Raw genomic sequence first — 19,487 nt, 5'->3', positions numbered from 1 at the left:
TGATTAATTAGTTGGTGATCATTATAGTATGCAACCTGCTTTTGAAAAGCGGGTTCTAATGAGGTGAGGTGTCCGAGTGGTTGAAGGAGCACGCCTGGAAAGTGTGTATACGGCAACGTATCAAGGGTTCGAATCCCTTCCTCACCGCCATATTGAGTCATTAAAAGATGGAACCATTAGTTCATAACGCTATAAAACTAGCTATCTAGATTATTTTAATAGTTCGTAGTTTATAGTTGTTATTTAAAATGACAAACAATACCTTCCTCTCCTAAATCATTTGGAGTTATTATGGAAAACTTACGCACAGTTCAAGACTTTATACGTTGGACAGCATCACAACTTAGTCTATCAGATGTCTTTTTAGGTCATGGTACAGATAATCCTATTGATGAGTCTAAACAATTAATTTTAGCAACGTTAGGATTATCGTTGTTTATTCCTGAAGAATTTTATTCCGCTAATCTAACTAATGATGAAAAAAATCAAATTATTGACATTATTCAAAAGCGAATAAAAGATCGTGTACCAACCCCTTATTTAACTAACCAAGCTTGGTTTTGTGGACATGCTTTTTATGTGGATGAGCGTGTATTAATTCCTCGTTCTCCTATTGGTGAACTAATTGATAACCATTTTGAGCAAATAATATTAACTGAACCTAAAAATATTTTAGATCTATGTACTGGTAGTGGCTGTATAGGGATTGCTTGCGCTTATGAGTTTGCTGATGCTCAAGTTGATATAACTGATATTTCATTAGAAGCATTAGATATCGCCCAAACAAATATTGAGATGCACGAAATGGATTTTCAAGTTACTCCTATTTTGTCAGATCTATTTGATGATGTGCCAGAAAAACAATACGATCTGATTGTCACTAATCCGCCTTATGTTGATAGTGAAGATATGAGTGATTTGCCAGATGAGTTTTTATATGAACCTAAATTAGCATTAGAAGCGGGCTTTGATGGTTTAGATCTGGTAAAAAAAATTTTACGAGATGCGATAAATTATTTAACACCAGCAGGTGTATTAGTTTGTGAAGTCGGCAATAGTTGGGTTAGCTTACAACAACAATATCCCGATGTCCCTTTTAATTGGATAGAATTTGAACGTGGTGGGTTGGGTGTATTTTCTATCACACGTGAAGAACTGATTCAATATCATTACTGTTTTAAATAAACTGTTATTAATCATTGGAATAAATTTATTATGGCTGGAAACTCAATCGGAAAATTATTCAAAGTAACCACATTTGGTGAATCGCACGGTGTTGCATTAGGGTGTGTTGTCGATGGTGTTCCTCCTGGACTTGCGTTAACAGAATCAGACATGCAAAATGATCTTGATCGTCGTAGACCTGGCTCATCTCGTTATACAACTCAACGCCGAGAAGCAGATCAAGTCAAAATTTTGTCAGGCGTATTTGAAGGTGTTACAACTGGAACGAGTATTGGTTTACTTATTGAAAATACCGATCAACGTTCTCAAGATTATAGTAAAATTAAAGATATCTTCAGACCAAGCCATGCAGATTACACTTATCAAAATAAATATGGCATACGAGATTATCGTGGTGGCGGTCGCTCCTCTGCTCGTGAAACGGCTATGAGAGTTGCTGCCGGCGCTATTGCAAAAAAATATCTACAAGAAAAGCTTGGCATTACTATTCGTGGTTATTTGGCTCAGATGGGTGATGTAAAATGTGAATTGAAAGACTGGCAACAAGTTGAACTCAATCCATTTTTTTGCGCAGATGAGAGTAAATTAGATGCACTTGAACAGCTGCTTCGGTCATTAAAAAAAGAGGGTGACTCAATAGGTGCGAAAGTTTGCATTGTTGCTGAAAATATTCCAGTAGGACTTGGCGAACCTGTATTTGATAAACTAGATGCTGATCTTGCGCATGCACTAATGAGTATTAATGCCGTGAAAGGTGTAGAAATTGGCGATGGTTTTGCTGTTGTGAATAAACGTGGTAGCGAAAATCGTGATGAAATAACACCTAAAGGCTTTTTATCTAATCATGCCGGTGGGATTTTAGGTGGTATTAGTTCAGGACAAACCATATCAGCCAGCATAGCACTTAAACCCACGCCTAGTATAGAAATTCCAGGTAAATCAGTTAATATTTTGGGTGAAAGCGTTGAAGTATCTACACATGGTCGACATGATCCATGTGTTGGCATTCGAGCTGTACCAATTGCTGAAGCAATGGTTGCTATTGTGCTAATGGATCACTACCTTCGTTATCGGGCTCAATGTGGTGATGTAAATAAATTATGAGTTATGATCTGCTTATTTTACTTTTTCTGATTGCTGCTTTGGCCGGTTTTATTGATTCTATTGCTGGCGGAGGTGGTTTATTAACTGTCCCTGCATTACTTGCTGTTGGACTGCCACCAGCTAGTGCATTGGCAACCAATAAATTGCAAAGTTGCGGTGGTTCGTTTTCTGCTAGCCTATATTTTATCCGGCAGCATATGGTGGATTTGAAACAACAAAAATGGGCAATCGTTTTTGCTTTTGTTGGTTCAGCAATTGGAACATTATCTGTGATGCGTATCCAAGCTGATTTTTTAAAATTATTATTACCAATTTTAACTATTAGCGTTGGGCTCTATTTTTTACTTTCTCCAACTATTGGAGAAAACGACCGTAACAGTCGCCTTTCACTTATTCAATTCGCATTAATTCCTGCCTTTGGTATAGGTTTTTATGATGGATTTTTTGGCCCTGGTGCTGGTTCATTTTATGCGTTAGCTTATATCACGTTAGCTGGTTTTAATTTAACCAAAGCGACTGCACATACCAAAGTACTAAACTTCACCTCAAATTTGGCCGGCTTGTTGTTTTTTATTATAGGGGGAGAAGTAATATGGTCAATTGGATTGGTTATGTTAGTTGGTCAATTTATAGGAGCAAGGCTTGGTGCTAAAATGGTCATTGCCAAAGGTCGTAAATTAATTCGACCAATGTTAATTACAGTTTCGACCCTTATGAGTATAAAATTAATTTACGAAAACTTTTTTTAATTACTTATAAGTTAAGTAATTTACATTTTCTCTACCTAAAATATCTAAAGTAATTTTATTATCAATTTTACTGCTTCTCATTTTTACCTTTCATAATTCATTTATATTAAAATTTTTGTCAAAAACTTTCAGGAAAGTATGTGTTTGAGTATAAAATAGCAACAAGTATTTATTTCACTTAAATATTATTTAGTATATATTTGTGTTATATAAGATAGTTTGTGTTAACATGTCCCAATATTATGAAACTTCAACAATTACGCTATATTTTAGAAATAGCACGTTCTGGCTCAATAAATGAAGCCGCTAAGAATTTATATATTACTCAGCCAAGCTTATCAACAGCGGTGAAAGATCTAGAAGCTGAATTTGGTATTGAGATTTTTGTTCGCAGTTCTAAAGGAGTTTCACTTTCACCTGATGGTGTTGAGTTTTTAGGTTATGCCAAACAAGTTTTAGATCAAGCTGAACTATTGGAACAGCACTACTCCAAAAAAGAACCCTCTAAGCAGTTATGCAGCATATCTACTCAGCATTATGCTTTTGCGGTTAATGCCTTTGTTAACTTAATTAAAAAAAATCAAACAGATGAGTATGAGTTTACGCTTAGGGAAACAAAAACATATGATATTATCACCGATGTAGCTAATTTACGTAGTGAAGTTGGTATTTTGTATTTGAATGATTTTAATCAAAAAGTGATTTTACGGTTACTGAAAGAACATAGATTAACCTTTAATCCACTTTTTGAAGCTAATCCTCATGTATTTATTAGTACTCATCATCCATTATCATCCATGAAGTTATTAACTTTAGATGATTTAGAGGATTACCCTTATCTCTCTTTTGAGCAGGGCGAATATAACTCATTTTATTTTTCCGAAGAAATTTTAAGTACGGTTTATCATAAAAAGAGTATACACGTCAGTGATAGAGCAACCTTATTTAACTTATTGCATGGACTCAATGGTTATACCATTAGCACAGGGGTTTTAAGTGCTGACTTAAACGGATCTGATATTTTATCAATACCGTTAGATGTAGAAGAAAAAATCCTAATTGGCTGGATCACATCACAAAAGGCTCAACTAAGCTTATCAGCTCAAAATTATATTGAGGCGCTAAAAAAACTAATTCAAGAAGAGTATGGTTTTGAACTTAAGTAAATACTGCTGTTAACTAAATAAATCAAATTGCTATTTTTATAGATTTCAGTATAATTACGTAACTCATATATTCACTATATGGATACCGAGGAATGTCTGAATTAGAGATCGGTCATTCCATTTTTTATGTTTATTTTAAGAGGTTTATTATGTCTCTAACTGTAGAAACTAAAGCGAAAATCGTTGCCGAATATGGTCGTGGCACTAATGACACTGGTTCAACAGAGGTTCAAGTTGCTCTTTTAACTGCACGTATTAATGATTTACAAGGTCATTTTTCTGAGCATAAAAAAGATCACCACAGTCGTCGCGGTCTATTACGTATGGTGTCTAGCCGTCGTAAATTATTAGATTATTTACGTCGTAAAGATATTGAACGTTATAACCAATTGATTAAAAAATTAGGTTTACGTCGCTAATTGACAATCTACTTGAAAAGAGGCTTAGGCCTCTTTTTCGTTGTGAAAAATCGATGCTCTGATATAATATCGGGCGTTAAAAATTATTATTTTATGTAAGCCAACAAAGTAAAGGTTATATCTCATGTTTCGCGCGACTAATGAGAGCTCTATAATTTATAGATTTGTCATTAGTCGTGACAGTGAAATAATCTTTTTGTTGTATATATCCCCACATTGTTGAAGAGAGTATCAATAAGCGTAGCGTAATGTTGCGTCCTGTCGAAATATCAAACTTCAACATAACAAATAACAAGAGGACACTATTTTGTTTAATCCGACATGTCAAAAATTTCAATATGGTCGTCATACCGTGACTTTAGAAACTGGTATTATGGCTCGTCAAGCAACCGCAGCTGTTATGGTTAATATGGATGATACTGCTGTATTTGTCACGGTTGTTGCAAATAAAAAAGTAAAAGAAGGTCAAGACTTCTTCCCATTAACAGTTAATTACCAAGAACGTACCTATGCTGCAGGGCGTATTCCTGGTGGATTTTTTAAACGTGAAGGTCGTCCAAGTGAAGGTGAAACTCTAATTGCACGTTTAATCGACCGCCCGCTTCGTCCATTATTTCCTGAAGGATTTGTTAATGAAATCCAAATTATTGCAACAGTTGTTTCGGTTAATCCCGAGGTGAGCCCTGACCTAGTTGCAATGATTGGTGCTTCTGCTGCACTTTGCTTATCTGGTGTTCCATTCCACGGCCCTATTGGTGCTGCACGTGTTGGCTTTATTAATGATGAATTTGTATTAAATCCATCAGTAAAAGAGCTTGCAGCCAGTCGTCTAGATTTAGTTGTTGCGGGCACAAAAAGTGCAGTATTAATGGTTGAATCTGAAGCTGACTTACTCACTGAAGATCAAATGTTAGCAGCGGTAGTATTTGGTCATGAACAACAACAAGTTGTTATTGATAATATTAACGAATTTGTAGAAAAAGCCAATTGTGAAAAATGGGATTGGGTAGCACCGGCTAAAAATGAAGAGCTATATAACGCCATTGTTGAACTAGCTAAAGATCGTTTGGGCGAAGCTTATCGTATTACTGAAAAACAAGCACGTTATGCACAAATCGATTTAATTAAAGAAGAAGTTTTAGCTGTACTAAAAGAACAAAATGACGAGCTTGATGAAAACGAAGTGATTAATATTATTGTTGAGTTGGAAAGTCAAATTGTTCGTAAGCGTGTTATTGCTGGTGAACCGCGTATTGATGGTCGTGAAAAAGATATGATTCGTGCACTTGATATCCGTACTAATGTCTTACCAAGAACTCATGGTAGTGCACTGTTTACACGTGGTGAAACTCAGGCACTAGTTACTGCAACATTAGGTACTGAGCGTGACGCACAAATCATTGATGAGTTAACTGGTGAATATACCGAACGGTTCTTACTTCATTACAATTTTCCTCCATACTCTGTTGGCGAAACAGGCATGGTTGGCTCACCAAAACGCCGAGAAATTGGTCATGGTCGCCTAGCTAAACGAGGTGTTGCGGCTGTAATGCCAAGCCGTGAAGAATTTCCATATACTGTTCGAGTAGTGTCTGAAATTACTGAGTCAAATGGTTCATCTTCAATGGCTTCTGTTTGTGGTGCTTCACTTGCTCTTATGGATGCAGGGGTACCAATCAAATCATCTGTTGCTGGTATTGCAATGGGATTAGTAAAAGAAGGTGATCAGTTTGTCGTATTATCAGATATTCTTGGTGACGAAGACCACCTTGGTGATATGGACTTTAAAGTAGCAGGTACACGCGAAGGTGTAAGTGCATTGCAAATGGATATCAAAATTGAAGGTATTACCAAAGAAATTATGCAAGTAGCACTTAATCAAGCTAAAGGTGCTCGTTTACACATTTTAAGTGTAATGGAACAAGCAATTAATAAGCCTCGCCAAGAAATTTCAGAGTTTGCACCACGTATTTATACAATGAATGTAAATCCTGACAAAATTCGCGATATTATCGGTAAAGGTGGCGCAACAATTCGGGCTTTAACTGAAGAAACAGGAACAACTATTGAAATCACTGATGATGGTACCGTTAAGATTGCCGCTTCAGATGGTAATAAAGCCAAAGATGCCATGGCACGTATTACTAACTTAGTTGCTGATGTCGAAATTGGTAAAATTTATACAGGTAAAGTAACAAGAATCGTTGATTTTGGTGCTTTTGTATCGGTTATTGGTGGTAAAGAGGGACTTGTTCATGTATCTCAAATTGCCGATCATCGAGTAGAAAAAGTGGCTGATTATCTAAAAGTTGGTCAAGAAGTGAATGTTAAAGTGCTAGAAATTGACCGCCAAGGCAGAATCCGTTTGAGTATGAAAGATGCTGTCGAACCGACAGCAGACGTTGTTTCAACAGCAGAATAAAATTATTATTCATTAGGGGATAAAAATGGGATTATTCAACCTGAGAACTGTATGCTGCATTTTGCTAGCTGTTATTCTTTTGTCAGGTTGTTCTAATTCTCAACCTTTGTTAGCTGTTCCTGAGCAAGTTTCATATGATGATGAGTTAAAAATTGCTCAGCTCAGCCAACAGCTGTCTCAAAAAGGCCTTGATACTGGAACGCGAATGCAACTCATATTTGAGCGAGGTATTGCCTATGATTCATTGGGTTTTAAAGCCTTTGCTCAAAGCGATTTTTCCTATTTGTTGAGCTTAAATCCTGAAGTTCCTGACATTTACAACTTTCTAGGAACCTATGCATTAAGAGATGGCGATTTTGATACAGCTTTAATGTCGTTTAATACTACATTAGAGCTTGATCCCGCTTATACTTATGCGTATTTAAATCGTGCTATTACGTTGTATCGTACAGGCCATTATCAAGCCGCAGAGCGTGATGCATTAAGGTTTTATCAATATGATATGAATGAACCTATTAGGATTCTATGGCTTTATTTGATTGAAAAGGAAAATGATAATAAAGCCGCCAAAATTGAGCTACAAAAACGTTATGATCTGATTAATGATAAAACGAGTTATAGTGGCAATATTATTGCATTTTATTTAGGTAAAATTAGCGAAACTAAATTAATGCAGAACCTTCAACAAGGTGTAGAGAATAATCGACAATTAGCCGAACGCCTTTGTGAAGCCTACTTTTACTTAGGTAAATATTATCAAAGTAAAGGTGACAACGAACGTGCCAAAATGTTATTTAAATATGCTTTAGCCAATAATATTTATAACTATGTTGAACATCAACAGGCACTTTATGAAATGAAGTTACTTGAAGAAAAAGAAGAGTAACAAGGGTCATGCCAGTTTTAAAAGTGAAAATATTGTTATAGCGTAGTTCTGATTTGCCAAATAATATGTTCTTAACATTAGATAATGCGGTTAGCTTTATCTTAGATATATCAATATCAATCAACCTTAGTTTATTTTTTAGATTCGATTTGTTGAGTTAACATAGGCAGTTAGTTATTGGGGTGAGTTGTAAATTTTCAATTTAGTGAGCTGGCATAAATTTATATCTGCTTTCTTTATTTGGTTTAAAAAAATAAGATAAAACTTATATGATATTAGTTAATAATTATCAGGATTTTACTAAATAAGTAAGTTTATATATTCAAAATTTATAAGCGAGTTTACATGACAAAAGAAGTTTCTTTTATTGATCTTGGTTTATCCGAGGATATTCTTAACGCATTAAATGATCTTGGTTTTAGCAAACCATCACCAATCCAATCTGAATGTATTCCTCTATTATTAGAGGGTAATGATGTATTGGGTATGGCACAGACAGGTAGTGGCAAAACCGCTGCATTTTCAATTCCTTTCTTAATGAATATTGACGCAAACTTAAAAGCACCACAACTTTTAGTATTAGCTCCTACACGGGAATTGGCTATACAAGTTGCTGATGCTTGCTCTGAATATTCAAAATATATGAAAGGGGTAAAAGTACTCGCTTTATATGGTGGACAGCGTTATGACGTTCAATTACGAGCCTTAAAACAAGGTCCTCAAATTGTAGTTGGTACACCAGGACGTTTGCTTGATCACTTAAATCGTAAAACCTTAGATCTCTCTAATCTTAAGGGATTAGTACTTGATGAAGCAGATGAAATGTTAAGAATGGGCTTTATTGATGATGTTGAAAGCATTATGACAACGATTCCAGATGATCATCAAACAGCTTTATTTTCGGCAACAATGCCAGCACCAATTCGTCGTATTACTAAACGATTTATGCAAAATCCTAAAGAAGTTCAGATCAAAGGTACCAATCAAACTGCCCCTGATATTGACCAAAGTTATTGGCTTGTTAGAGGTATGCGTAAAAACGAAGCTATCGTTCGCTTTCTAGAAGCAGAAGATTTTGATGCGGCTATTATTTTTGTTCGAACAAAATCAGCTACTTTAGATGTGGCGGAAGTGCTTGAAAAGCACGGTTATAGTTGTGCTGCATTAAATGGTGATATGACACAACAATTGCGTGAACAAACATTAGATCGTTTACGTAATGGTCGTTTAGATATATTAATTGCAACCGATGTTGCTGCTCGTGGTTTAGATGTTGAGCGTATTAGCTTAGTTATCAATTATGATATAACGCTAGATTCTGAATCTTATGTTCATCGTATTGGACGAACAGGTCGCGCTGGTCGTGCTGGCCGTGCTATTTTATTTGTTGATAGCCGTGAACGTCGTTTACTTAAGAATATCGAGCAAACTATCAAAAAAACAATTCCAGAAGTTGGGTTGCCATCAAAAGAGCTACTTGAACAGCGCCGTTTAGCTAAATTTACTGCGCAAGTTCAGAAACAACTTGAGAGTAGTGATTTAGATGAGTACCAAAAGTTATTAGCAAAAATACAAGCGGATAGTGGAGCCGATCTTGAAACGATTGCAACCGCTTTATTAAAATTAGCACAAGGGGAACGCCCTTTAATTTTACCACCAGACCCAGTGTTTAAACCATCGCGTGAAATGCGAGATCGGGATAATCGTGGCGGTGAACGCCGTTTACGTGGTGATAATCGTGAATCCCCAAAACGTCGAGAACGACGCGATGTTGGTGATATGGATATGTATCGTATTGAAGTTGGTAAAGAGAACGGTATTGAAGTTCGTCATATTGTGGGGGCAATTGCTAACGAAGCTGATATTAGCAGTCGTTACATTGGTAATATCAAGCTTCATGACACTTATTCGACAGTTGAATTACCAAAAGGTATGCCAAAAGACATACTAAAACATTTTGAAAAAGTAAGAGTACTTAATCAACCAATGAAAATGAACTTAATCAGTGGAGCAACGTCTGATACTAAACGAGCTCGTAAAAACAGTAAATCAGATACATCTGATAAACCGTTTGCAAAAAAGCGTGGTCGCCCAACAGCACCTAAATTCTAATGTATTGACCTCTGCCATTTGGCAGAGGTATCTTTAATTCTTTTTATCTCAACTAACAACATAGTTTAGTAGCCACATAATACTGCATTATATTCAGATAAAAAACAAAACAGAGTTAGCGCTTTGCCCTAAGTTATGATTGAGAGTATACTATTAAAAATATTAACAGTTAATTAGAGGTAAGCATGGCAGATTCTTTAAACAAATGCAAAGCAAACGAAACTCCAGCATGTTGTTGTGTGGATGTTGGTACAATAATTGATAACGAAGACTGTAGCGCTGAGTATGAACACATCTTTGCGACAGAATCAGAAGCTCAAGCTAAGTTAGCATCTTTAACTCAAGCTGCAAATGATGTCGCAACAGAGCCGTGTGAAATTAATAGCAATATTGATAAAATAAGTAATGGCTTTAAACTATCAACAAAATTCACCTTTTGTTGTGGTGCAGAATGCATGATTTTCCAATTAAAATTACGTTAATTGAATATTGATGAAAGTTTGTATTATGAGACATGGTGAAGCAGGGTTTTCTGCTTCATCGGATTCCAGTAGAACATTAACAAATTATGGCATTAATCAGTCAAATCAAGCTGGTAAATGGCTTGAACAGCAAAATTTTCAATTTGAAATTGGTTTGGTTAGCCCTTATTTGCGAGCTCAACAAACACTAACAGAATTATCATCACACGTTAGTGTTGCAAAAGTTGAAACTAATCAATTTTTAGTGCCTGGTGGTAGCCCATCTCATATTGCTGACATATTAGCAATATTGTTAAATGATGGGGTTGAAAATGTGATTATTGTATCTCATTTGCCATTGGTGGGATATTTAGTTAATGAACTATGTCCGCAAGTTGCTCCTCCTATGTTTTCTACTGCCGCAATTGCTTGTATTAGTTTATTACCAAACTCTGCAGGAAATCTTGAATGGTTTCATCAAGCGGAGTAAAAAAACTTAATCTTTTTGATTTACCTCTAACTGGTCGAACTTTAATTGAAGCATCGGCTGGAACGGGTAAAACTTATTCTCTTGCCTTTATTTACTTAAGATTGTTATTGGGCATTGGTCAAAATAGTTACCCAAGGCCTTTAAATGTTAACGAAATTCTGGTTGTGACTTTTACCAAAGCGGCAACTCAAGAACTTCGATCGCGGATAAGGCAAAATATTCAAGAACTGCGAATAGGGCTATTACAAGGACATCATAAAGATCCTATTTATCAACAACTCATTGAATTAATTGATGATAGAAAATTTGCAGTACAGCAACTTACTATTGCTCAACAGTCAATGGATGATGCGGCTATTTATACTATACATAGTTTTTGCCAACGAATACTAACTAGCCATGCATTTGAATCGGGTGTTTTATTTGAGCAAAAGCTAATCTCTGATGAATATGAGTTAAAATTAAGAGTAACTCAAGATTTTTGGCGTCACTATTTTACACCGCTTGATAAACCACTTGCTTATTTAGTGCTTGCTACATGGCAAGATCCAACGGCATTGCTAAAAGACATCACCCCTTATTTAGGGTTAGATTTCAACAATGCTGGCAAGGTAAACCTAGATATAAGTACAACAATAAAGTTGTTTCACCAACAAAGTTATGAAAAAATTGAAAATATTAAAAAATCTTGGTTAGCTTTGTCTGAAAAATTAGTTGAAATCATTATACAATCAGGTGTCAGCAAACAATCATATAGTAGTCGAAATCTACCCAATTGGGTAATTAAAGTATCGGCATGGGCTAACAGCAAAACTCGAACATTTGAATTACCCAACGAACTTGAAAAATTTAAGCAATCAGTTTTAATCGAAAAGACGAAAGAAGGAAAAAGTGTTCCATGTCATTCGTTTTTTGAACAAATTGACGATCTATATAAACAACCTTTTGATCTACGAAGCCAAATCTTAATGGATATTGTCAGTGTAATTCAGAAAGGGATCTATAACGAGAAACTCAAAAATGGCGAGATGAGCTTTGACGATCTTATTTGGCAACTAAATCGTGCATTAAAAGCAAAAGCAGGTGATCGATTGGCGCAAAGTATAGCCTCAAAATATTGTGTTGCTTTAATTGATGAGTTCCAGGATACCGATCCTGCTCAGTATCAAATTTTTGATCGTATTTATGACAGGAACAAGTTAGATCGAGGTCTATTATTTATTGGTGATCCAAAACAAGCAATTTACAGCTTTCGAGGTGCAGATATATTCACTTACTTAAAAGCTAAACAATCGACAGGGGAAAATTCTTTTACCATGGATGTAAACCATCGTTCATCTGCTTCGATGGTCAAAGCTGTTAACCAATTATTTTCTAATTGCGATAATCCATTTATATTTAATGATATTCCTTTTTTACCCATGGAAGCGGCAAAACGGAATCAGCAAAAGTCTTTGCAAGTTAACAACCAAGAAGTATCGGCATTAGCTGCTTACTTACTGCCTGATGATATTGCAACCAATTCAGATTATCAAGAACACATGGCTAGTTGTTGTGCTACCCAAATAGTGACTTTACTGTCTAATTCGTCAATGTTAATTGATAGCGAAAACGAACAACGTCCAGTGACTACAGCTGACATTGCAATCTTAGTGCGTAATGGACGTGAGGCAAAAGTTATCCAACAAAAATTGACTCATTGCGGTGTTAAGAGTGTCTACTTGTCAAACAATAGTAGTGTGTTTTCTTCAAATGAAGCAAAAGATGTATTGAGCCTATTGCAAGCTGTTTTAATGCCAGAAAACGAAACAATGCTCAAGCTAGCATTAATGACATCGCTATTAGGTCAAACCATGACAGACCTTGAACAAATCACTGACGATCAAGATAAATGGGAAAGTTTGGTCGAAGAATTCAAACAATATCAAGCAATTTGGCAATATTATGGTGTATTGGTTATGTTACGCCGAATGATGAAAAAACGGCATCTAGCTGAAAACATCTTAGCTCGCCAAGATGGCGAACGAACATTAACTAACTTAATGCATTTAGGTGAATTACTTCAAGAAACATCAAATGAGTTAGATGGTCCACACGCCTTAATTCGGTGGTTGACAAAACAAATTGTTAACCCAGATCCAAATTTAGAAAATCATCAGCAACGCCTTGAAAGTGATGAAAACCTTGTCAAGATTATTACTATTCATAAATCAAAGGGATTAGAGTTTCCAATTGTTTGGTTACCATTTATTTCAATATATCGTGCATCCGATAGCCAATTTTATCATGATAAAGATAATGAGTATCAGCCAACTTATGCATGGTTACTGTCTGATGAGATTAAAGAGCAGATAGAAAAAGAGCGACTTGCTGAAGATTTGCGGCTATTATATGTTGCAATGACTCGCTCGGTTTATCATTGTAGTATTGGACTTGCTTCATTGAAAAAAAGCCAATCGGCTATTAATCATTTATTAAAAAGTGAATTAAGATCAATTGCCAATATAGCTAATTTAATTGATGTCCAATTACCAATAGAGAGCGAACAGTATATTCCGGCAATTTTGCCAGACCAATCATTATCGGCTAACGTATTTTCGCGTAATATTTCAAACAGTTGGCGGGTTACAAGTTATACTGAATTACAAAGGCATAATCATAATGTATTGGCTTATAAGCCTGATCTTATTAATGACTGGGACGAATCCCCATACGAATCCGATAGAGTACAATCAAACGACACACTATATGATATCCACCATTTTCCTAAAGGAGCATATGTCGGTACATTAATGCACAGCATTATGGAAGATATCACATCAGATAATCTTGTTGAATTATGTAATCAGATGGTAAAAAAGCTCAATTTAGAAACAGAGTGGAATAGCGTAGTAACAAATTGGATGCAACAGATATTGACTACAAAACTGCATGATCCAAATTTAATATTATCGCAAGCGTTAATGGGGCAACATATTAACGAATTGCAATTCTATCTCCCTATACGCAAAACAGTCACTAGTCAGCAATTAGATAGTTTGTGTAAACAATATGATCATTTATCAAGATTATGTCCCGAATTAGATTTTGAGTCGGTACAAGGTATGCTAAGAGGCTTTATCGATTTAGTCTTCAAATTTGAAGGGAAATATTATGTGGTTGATTATAAATCTAATTGGTTAGGTGAATGTGTTGATGCTTATAGCCAAGAAGCACTTGAAAAAGTGATGTGCGATCATCGCTATGACCTACAATATCAACTTTACTGTTTAGCATTGCATCGTTTTTTAAAAGGACGTTTGTCTAATTACCAATACCAAACGCATTTTGGAGGGGTATACTATCTCTTTTTACGAGGAATGCCCGAGCAAGGCATCTTTTATCACCTACCTCAGCAAGAATTTATCGAAGAACTTGATAAGCTGTTTGATGGTGAAATGTTAAATGGAATATAACAATTATTAAGAAATAACCATATCGAAAAATACAATTGAATAAAAATAAGGCACCCAAAACGGTGCCTTATTTTTAGATGGCTTATTTAACATTTAAACATAAGCTGATAGCTATAGTGTTTATCTGTCAGTAAAAATTTATGATGTACATTTGGTGTCCAAGAATCATCTCCACCAATTCCCATATGATAAGCATCAATACTTATATAAGCGCATGACCTAGGTTCCAATAAATGACGATGAGTTTTTTCTATTAATTGCTCTGTCCCATATTGATTAACGTTAAATTTAAACTGATGTCCAGTTATGATCATCTCATTAAGTTGCAATCTTTTAACCTCGCAACGCAATCCATTTTCACATGGATAAATATAAGGTGTATAAAGTTCTGCAAAAGGTAACGACCAATCACCAAAAATAGCTGATGTTTTTCGATCAGGATAATTTTCATGAGGTCCTAAGCCAAGCCATTTTACTTTTTTAGGAATCTGTTTCATTTGATAACATAAACCGATTAATACTGTATATAAAATGATAATTTTTAATGTGATATCTATCACAATATTAGTGTTTAGTTTTTGAATAGTCGCTCTTATTGGTTATATTTAAACTACCTAATAAAAGGTATTGGATTGTTACCGATTTATAGCGGGCAAAACCTAAAGAATAGTTATGACTATTTTTTAGGTTTTTTTTTGTCTCAAATTTAAAAGATTTTTAAATATTTTTTAATAATAAGTTTAGGGGAGGGGAGAAATGAAATTTTCAAAAAAAATAGTATATAAAATCAAACCAAAACGAGTTGTTTTAATGACTATGCTAGGTTTGTGTTATTTACCCAATGCGATGGCAGCAACTCAAGATGAGCTAGAAGCAAGAATTGCGTTATTAGAGCAAAAGTTATTAGTTCTTAGTCAAGAGTCTAATGATTTGAAAAAGCAAGTGATTGATTCTAATAAGCAACTTGCTAAATTAAATAATAATCTTCAAAAACAACAAATTATTATAAATAATCAGAAAAAAGCGCTTAAAAATAGTCAAAATGTAGCAATTACAAAGCAACAGCCTCCAGTTAATCCTGTACAAGCAAATAATAATCAAATTTTACTAGTTAGTACACCAAAAACCGATACTATGCAAGACAGCAATCATCCAGAAAAGACTTCATTTACTTTAGCTGAATTTAAAGATTATATTAAAGAAGAAATAGGATTTTCTTATAATGGTTACTTCCGTGGTGGTTGGTCAACTTCAAGCAATGGTAAACCTAAAAATTATGCTGAAGGTGCATTAGGTCGATTTGGTAATGAATATGGTGGTTGGTATGATCTTATCTTTAAGCAAAAAGTCTATGATCAAGATGGAAGGCGAGTTGATGCAATTGTTATGATTGATGGAAACGTGGCAACAAATAAAGCTGCGGGTTTATTTAATACGCAAGATGACAATATTATGCAATTTTCAGATATATATTTAGAAACAAAAGGATTTGTGCCACGTTTTCCTGATGCGAAATTATGGGTGGGTAAACATTCTTTGCCTTATAATGAAATACAAATGCTTGATTGGAAAACACAAAAAACGCCAGCAGGTGGAGGTATTGGTATTGAAAATCTTAAAGTCGGTGTTGGTGCTCTTGATTTATCATTAGTTAGAGCAGATGTAAATGTGAAAAATAAAAAAGAAATAATTAGTACTGATGATAGTAAAGTAAATAAAATTGAACAATATAAAAAGGAAGAAGTTGATTTAAACGAACTAGAAATTCGCTATCGTGATATCCCATTATGGCAAAATGCAACGCTTGGTTTGAATGTTCGTTATTCAGCACCAAATAAATCTAAAATTCAAAATAGTATATCTGTTAAAAATGCTTGGCTTGGTAGCTTTGTTTTGCGTCAAAATGAATTTTTTGGCGGATTTAATCAGTTTACATTACAGACAGCAACCAATTCTGTTGCATCACAGCTGGCTAACATTAATACTAATAACCCAGAGTTTGCCAGTAATTCGGATAATGACTATATAGGTACACATACTGGTGGTAAAGCTTATCGTTTTGTATCGGAAGGTGAAGCTTATTTAAGCGATAATATCATTGTTGCCCATGCTTTGGCTTTAACTTCAGGAAATGATGTTTATTCTTATGATCTTAATCTTCCACATACCGATTTTACAAGTTTTAAATCAGCAATAAGACCAGCTTATATCTGGGATACTTATAATCAAAGCGGTGTTGAACTAGGTTACTTTCGTCAGAAAGACAAAGTTAAAAGTAAAACTTATGTCGAAGAAGGATATAAAACAACACTTTACCATTCATTTAAAGTCGGAAAAAGTATTTTATCTTCACGACCTGATATTCGTTTTTATGTTTCTTATATAGAAGCACTACAAAATGATATTAGTAAATTTGATTTTAATGGTAAAGATCATCAAATTAGTTTTGGTGTACAAACAGAAGTTTGGTTTTAAGTGATATAAAATAAGACTTATCATCTGAACTATATTATAGATGTAAAATATATGGTTCAGATGAAAAATGGATACTTTTTTGATGTATAGCTACTTTATTTTTAACTATTGATAAAAGCTACTGAATAACGTTTAGTTAAGGTTGGTATATAGACGTTAATCAAATTTGTTGGAATACTTTCTCCTTTTGCAAGTTTTAGTGCTAATTCAGCAGCTTGTTCAGCCATTGTCTGTAAAGGATAACGAATGGTAGTTAATTTTGGATGTAAATAACGTGATAAAATAAGATCATCAAAACCAATGATCGAAATATCGTTTGGAATTTTAATATCATTATCGTAAAGCACAGACATTGCACCGGCGGCCATTGAATCGTTATAACAAGCAATTGCAGAGATATGACAGTTACGTTCAAGTAATGACATCATTGCTTGTTCGCCACCTATTTCATTTGGTAAACCAATTGCAATCAGATTCTCATTAACATCAATACCATGTTCTAACAATGCGTCTTTATAGCCTTGTAAACGATCAGATGAGTCAGAAATATTATGATTTGAACATAAATAACCAATTCTAGTATGCCCATGTTGAATTAAATGTTTGACTGCAAGATAAGAGCCGTAACGGTCATCAAGAGCAATACAGCGTTTTTCAAATCCTTTTACGATACGATTAATTAGAACCATACCGGGTACTTGTTGCATCAATTTTTCTAGATCGCTATCAGAGAGCATTTTGGCATGTACAACTAACGACGAACAGCGATGTTCAATTAATTGAGTAATTGCATTATATTCTTGTTGCTCATTATGATAGCCATTACCGATCAACAAAAAATGACCTGTTCGTGAGGCAACTTTTTCAACGGTACTAACCATGGCACCAAAAAATGGATCCGATACATCAGCTACAACAATACCAATAGTATTCGAATTTTGTTGTGACAAAGCGCGTGCATTAGCATCAGGATAGTAGTTTAATTTTTGCATAGCTTCTTTTACTGTATCTCTTGTATTATCTCGAACGTTATTTGCGTTATTAATTACGCGAGATACAGTTGCAACTGAAACTTTAGCTAAACGCGCAACATCTTTTATTGTCGCCATAAAAAACCTTTTAATTACTATCCATAAAATATCGATAATTATAATATTTAATGCTTATCAATATAGAGTTCTGTAGATTAACAATAATATAAGACAAAAAGTACTGAAAGTGAAAGGGTTATCTTTTTTACTGTCTTGAAGTTAATTCATTTAGCAATACTCTTGATATATGACTGAATTAACTTATCATAATAAGGTAAAATAAAAACTTTGCCAATGAAATCATTGGCGAATTAAAAACTAGAATTGTTCATTAAAAATTAAATATTAAGGGGACATCGATTAGCAAATCCCCTGATAGTGGCTAACTAATTAATTTAAAAGTATTAATAACATTATTTAGTAGTTACTTTTATTAATATAGCTGTTGCTGGATCAAGTACTGGTAAAGGTAAACCGACATTCATTAACCAATCACCAGATAACGTTGTTGTGTCCTTCATCCATTGAGGTAATGCTTTCATAACATGACCATTTATTTTAGGCTCGATATTATCAGGCATATCTAGCACTTCAATTTGGTATTGTTTATCGGCCAACAAACCTGTCAATCGTAAATTACCGCTTAACGCGTAGGTTGGTAATGTTAGTTGAGCAATAATAAACACAGCTTCTTTTTGGTCTTGGCTAACAACACCATAACTTTGCATAGCAGGGTTATCATCAACATCCAATCTTACAGAATTACCGCTATGTAACATAGGACGCAGCTGTTTATGTAAATTAATATAATAAGCGAAACCTTTTTGTTCTTGCTCAGATACTTTTACTGGATCGAGTTCAACTCCCATATGACCAAATAAAGCAGTTAGACCGCGTAAATTCATATGTAGCTCACGGAATGTAGTATGACATAATTCACCGCCAATATGAGCACCCATCACTTCAGGAGGGAAGAAATAACTCATTCCGCGTTGAATTATTTGTCTATCTAATGCATCGTTAGAATCTGAAGTCCAAAAACGTTGTGTACGCTTTAAAATCTCATAATCAATTCGCCCTCCACCTGATGAACAAGATTCTATTTCAACGGTAGGGAATTTTTCTTGCAAAATATCAAGTAATCGGTAAAGCGCTTTAGTTTGACCAACAATAGCAGGATTACCTTCATGACCAGGTTGAACAATTTCACGATTCATATCCCATTTTATATAATCAACGTCATAACTACTGAGTAACCAAGTTAGTCTTTCAAGTAGATATTCAAAAACAGCTGGATTTTGTAAATCAAGTAAATACTGATGACGACCTTCTGGTTGTTGATAACCTGGTAGTTCAAGTAACCAATCTGGATGGGCACGATAAAGATCTGAGTTTTTATTAATCATTTCTGGTTCAACCCAAATACCAAACTCCATACCAAGATCTTTAACATGTTTAGGGGCTGTTGATCTTTGCTGTACATAAATTACTCAACAATACATTGGCAGCCACATTAACATAAATGCCAGTGA

Annotated in this window: 14 protein-coding genes, 1 tRNA gene and 1 pseudogene; 13 read left to right on the top strand and 3 right to left on the bottom strand. The window is 34.7% G+C overall.

The annotated features are described in order from the left end of the window. The first annotated feature begins 62 nt into the window (after window positions 1–62). The 12 genes from J6569_RS03455 (at window position 63) to recB (ending at window position 14,449) form a co-directional block, all read left to right on the top strand. Window positions 63–150, top strand: a tRNA-Ser gene (locus J6569_RS03455). Between the two features lie 141 nt (window positions 151–291). Beyond that, entirely contained in the window at window positions 292–1,185 is an 894-nt protein-coding gene (prmB, locus tag J6569_RS03450) for a 50S ribosomal protein L3 N(5)-glutamine methyltransferase (protein WP_085164446.1), read from the top strand. Between the two features lie 30 nt (window positions 1,186–1,215). Beyond that, entirely contained in the window at window positions 1,216–2,289 is a 1,074-nt protein-coding gene (gene aroC / locus J6569_RS03445; RefSeq protein WP_296317618.1) for a chorismate synthase, read from the top strand. Beyond that, window positions 2,286–3,038, top strand: a complete 753-nt coding sequence (locus J6569_RS03440) for a TSUP family transporter (protein ID WP_085164448.1) — start codon at window positions 2,286–2,288, stop codon at window positions 3,036–3,038. Before aroC ends, J6569_RS03440 begins: the two co-directional genes overlap by 4 nt. A 242-nt stretch (window positions 3,039–3,280) precedes the next feature. Beyond that, window positions 3,281–4,204, top strand: a complete 924-nt coding sequence (locus tag J6569_RS03435) for a LysR family transcriptional regulator (protein WP_065589548.1) — start codon at window positions 3,281–3,283, stop codon at window positions 4,202–4,204. Window positions 4,205–4,353: 149 nt separating this feature from the next. Beyond that, window positions 4,354–4,623: a 30S ribosomal protein S15 gene (gene rpsO, locus J6569_RS03430; RefSeq protein ID WP_085164450.1), complete on the top strand. Its 270-nt coding sequence runs from the start codon at window positions 4,354–4,356 to the stop codon at window positions 4,621–4,623. Window positions 4,624–4,930: 307 nt separating this feature from the next. Then, entirely contained in the window at window positions 4,931–7,045 is a 2,115-nt protein-coding gene (gene pnp, locus J6569_RS03425; protein WP_296317616.1) for a polyribonucleotide nucleotidyltransferase, read from the top strand. A gap of 25 nt (window positions 7,046–7,070) precedes the next feature. Then, the gene (gene nlpI, locus J6569_RS03420) at window positions 7,071–7,931 is read left to right on the top strand and encodes a lipoprotein NlpI (protein WP_065589550.1); all 861 of its coding nucleotides are present in this window, start codon (window positions 7,071–7,073) and stop codon (window positions 7,929–7,931) included. A 345-nt stretch (window positions 7,932–8,276) separates the two neighbouring features. Beyond that, a complete protein-coding gene (locus J6569_RS03415) occupies window positions 8,277–10,043 on the top strand; it encodes a DEAD/DEAH family ATP-dependent RNA helicase (RefSeq protein WP_296317614.1) in 1,767 nt (588 codons plus the stop codon). Between the two features lie 185 nt (window positions 10,044–10,228). Continuing rightward, window positions 10,229–10,525, top strand: a complete 297-nt coding sequence (locus tag J6569_RS03410; RefSeq protein ID WP_065560648.1) for a YfcZ/YiiS family protein — start codon at window positions 10,229–10,231, stop codon at window positions 10,523–10,525. A 10-nt stretch (window positions 10,526–10,535) separates the two neighbouring features. Next, window positions 10,536–10,994 (top strand): phosphohistidine phosphatase SixA, encoded by a 459-nt coding sequence (gene sixA, locus J6569_RS03405; protein ID WP_296317611.1) that lies wholly within the window; start codon window positions 10,536–10,538, stop codon window positions 10,992–10,994. Then, window positions 10,973–14,449 (top strand): exodeoxyribonuclease V subunit beta, encoded by a 3,477-nt coding sequence (recB, locus tag J6569_RS03400; RefSeq protein ID WP_296317609.1) that lies wholly within the window; start codon window positions 10,973–10,975, stop codon window positions 14,447–14,449. Before sixA ends, recB begins: the two co-directional genes overlap by 22 nt. An 86-nt stretch (window positions 14,450–14,535) precedes the next feature. On the opposite strand, the gene J6569_RS03395 is transcribed toward recB, so the two are convergent. Next, entirely contained in the window at window positions 14,536–15,009 is a 474-nt protein-coding gene (locus tag J6569_RS03395; protein ID WP_296317607.1) for a hypothetical protein, read from the bottom strand. Between the two features lie 196 nt (window positions 15,010–15,205). On the opposite strand from J6569_RS03395, the gene J6569_RS03390 reads away from it, so the two are divergent. Continuing rightward, window positions 15,206–16,924, top strand: a complete 1,719-nt coding sequence (locus J6569_RS03390) for a carbohydrate porin (RefSeq protein ID WP_296317605.1) — start codon at window positions 15,206–15,208, stop codon at window positions 16,922–16,924. A 101-nt stretch (window positions 16,925–17,025) separates the two neighbouring features. Here the strand turns inward: J6569_RS03390 and J6569_RS03385 are convergent, their stop codons facing one another. After that, window positions 17,026–18,033 (bottom strand): substrate-binding domain-containing protein, encoded by a 1,008-nt coding sequence (locus J6569_RS03385; protein ID WP_296302760.1) that lies wholly within the window; start codon window positions 18,031–18,033, stop codon window positions 17,026–17,028. A gap of 335 nt (window positions 18,034–18,368) precedes the next feature. Further along, window positions 18,369–19,412: pseudogene (locus tag J6569_RS03380) on the bottom strand (alpha-galactosidase); the annotation flags it as partial. Window positions 19,413–19,487 lie beyond the last annotated feature (75 nt).

It is taken from the genome of Gilliamella sp., assembly GCF_024104075.1.
Classification (GTDB): Bacteria; Pseudomonadota; Gammaproteobacteria; order Enterobacterales; family Orbaceae; genus Gilliamella; species Gilliamella bombi.
The sequence above is the reverse complement of the archived record's forward strand: the minus strand, read 5'-3'. Positions and strand labels throughout refer to the sequence as shown.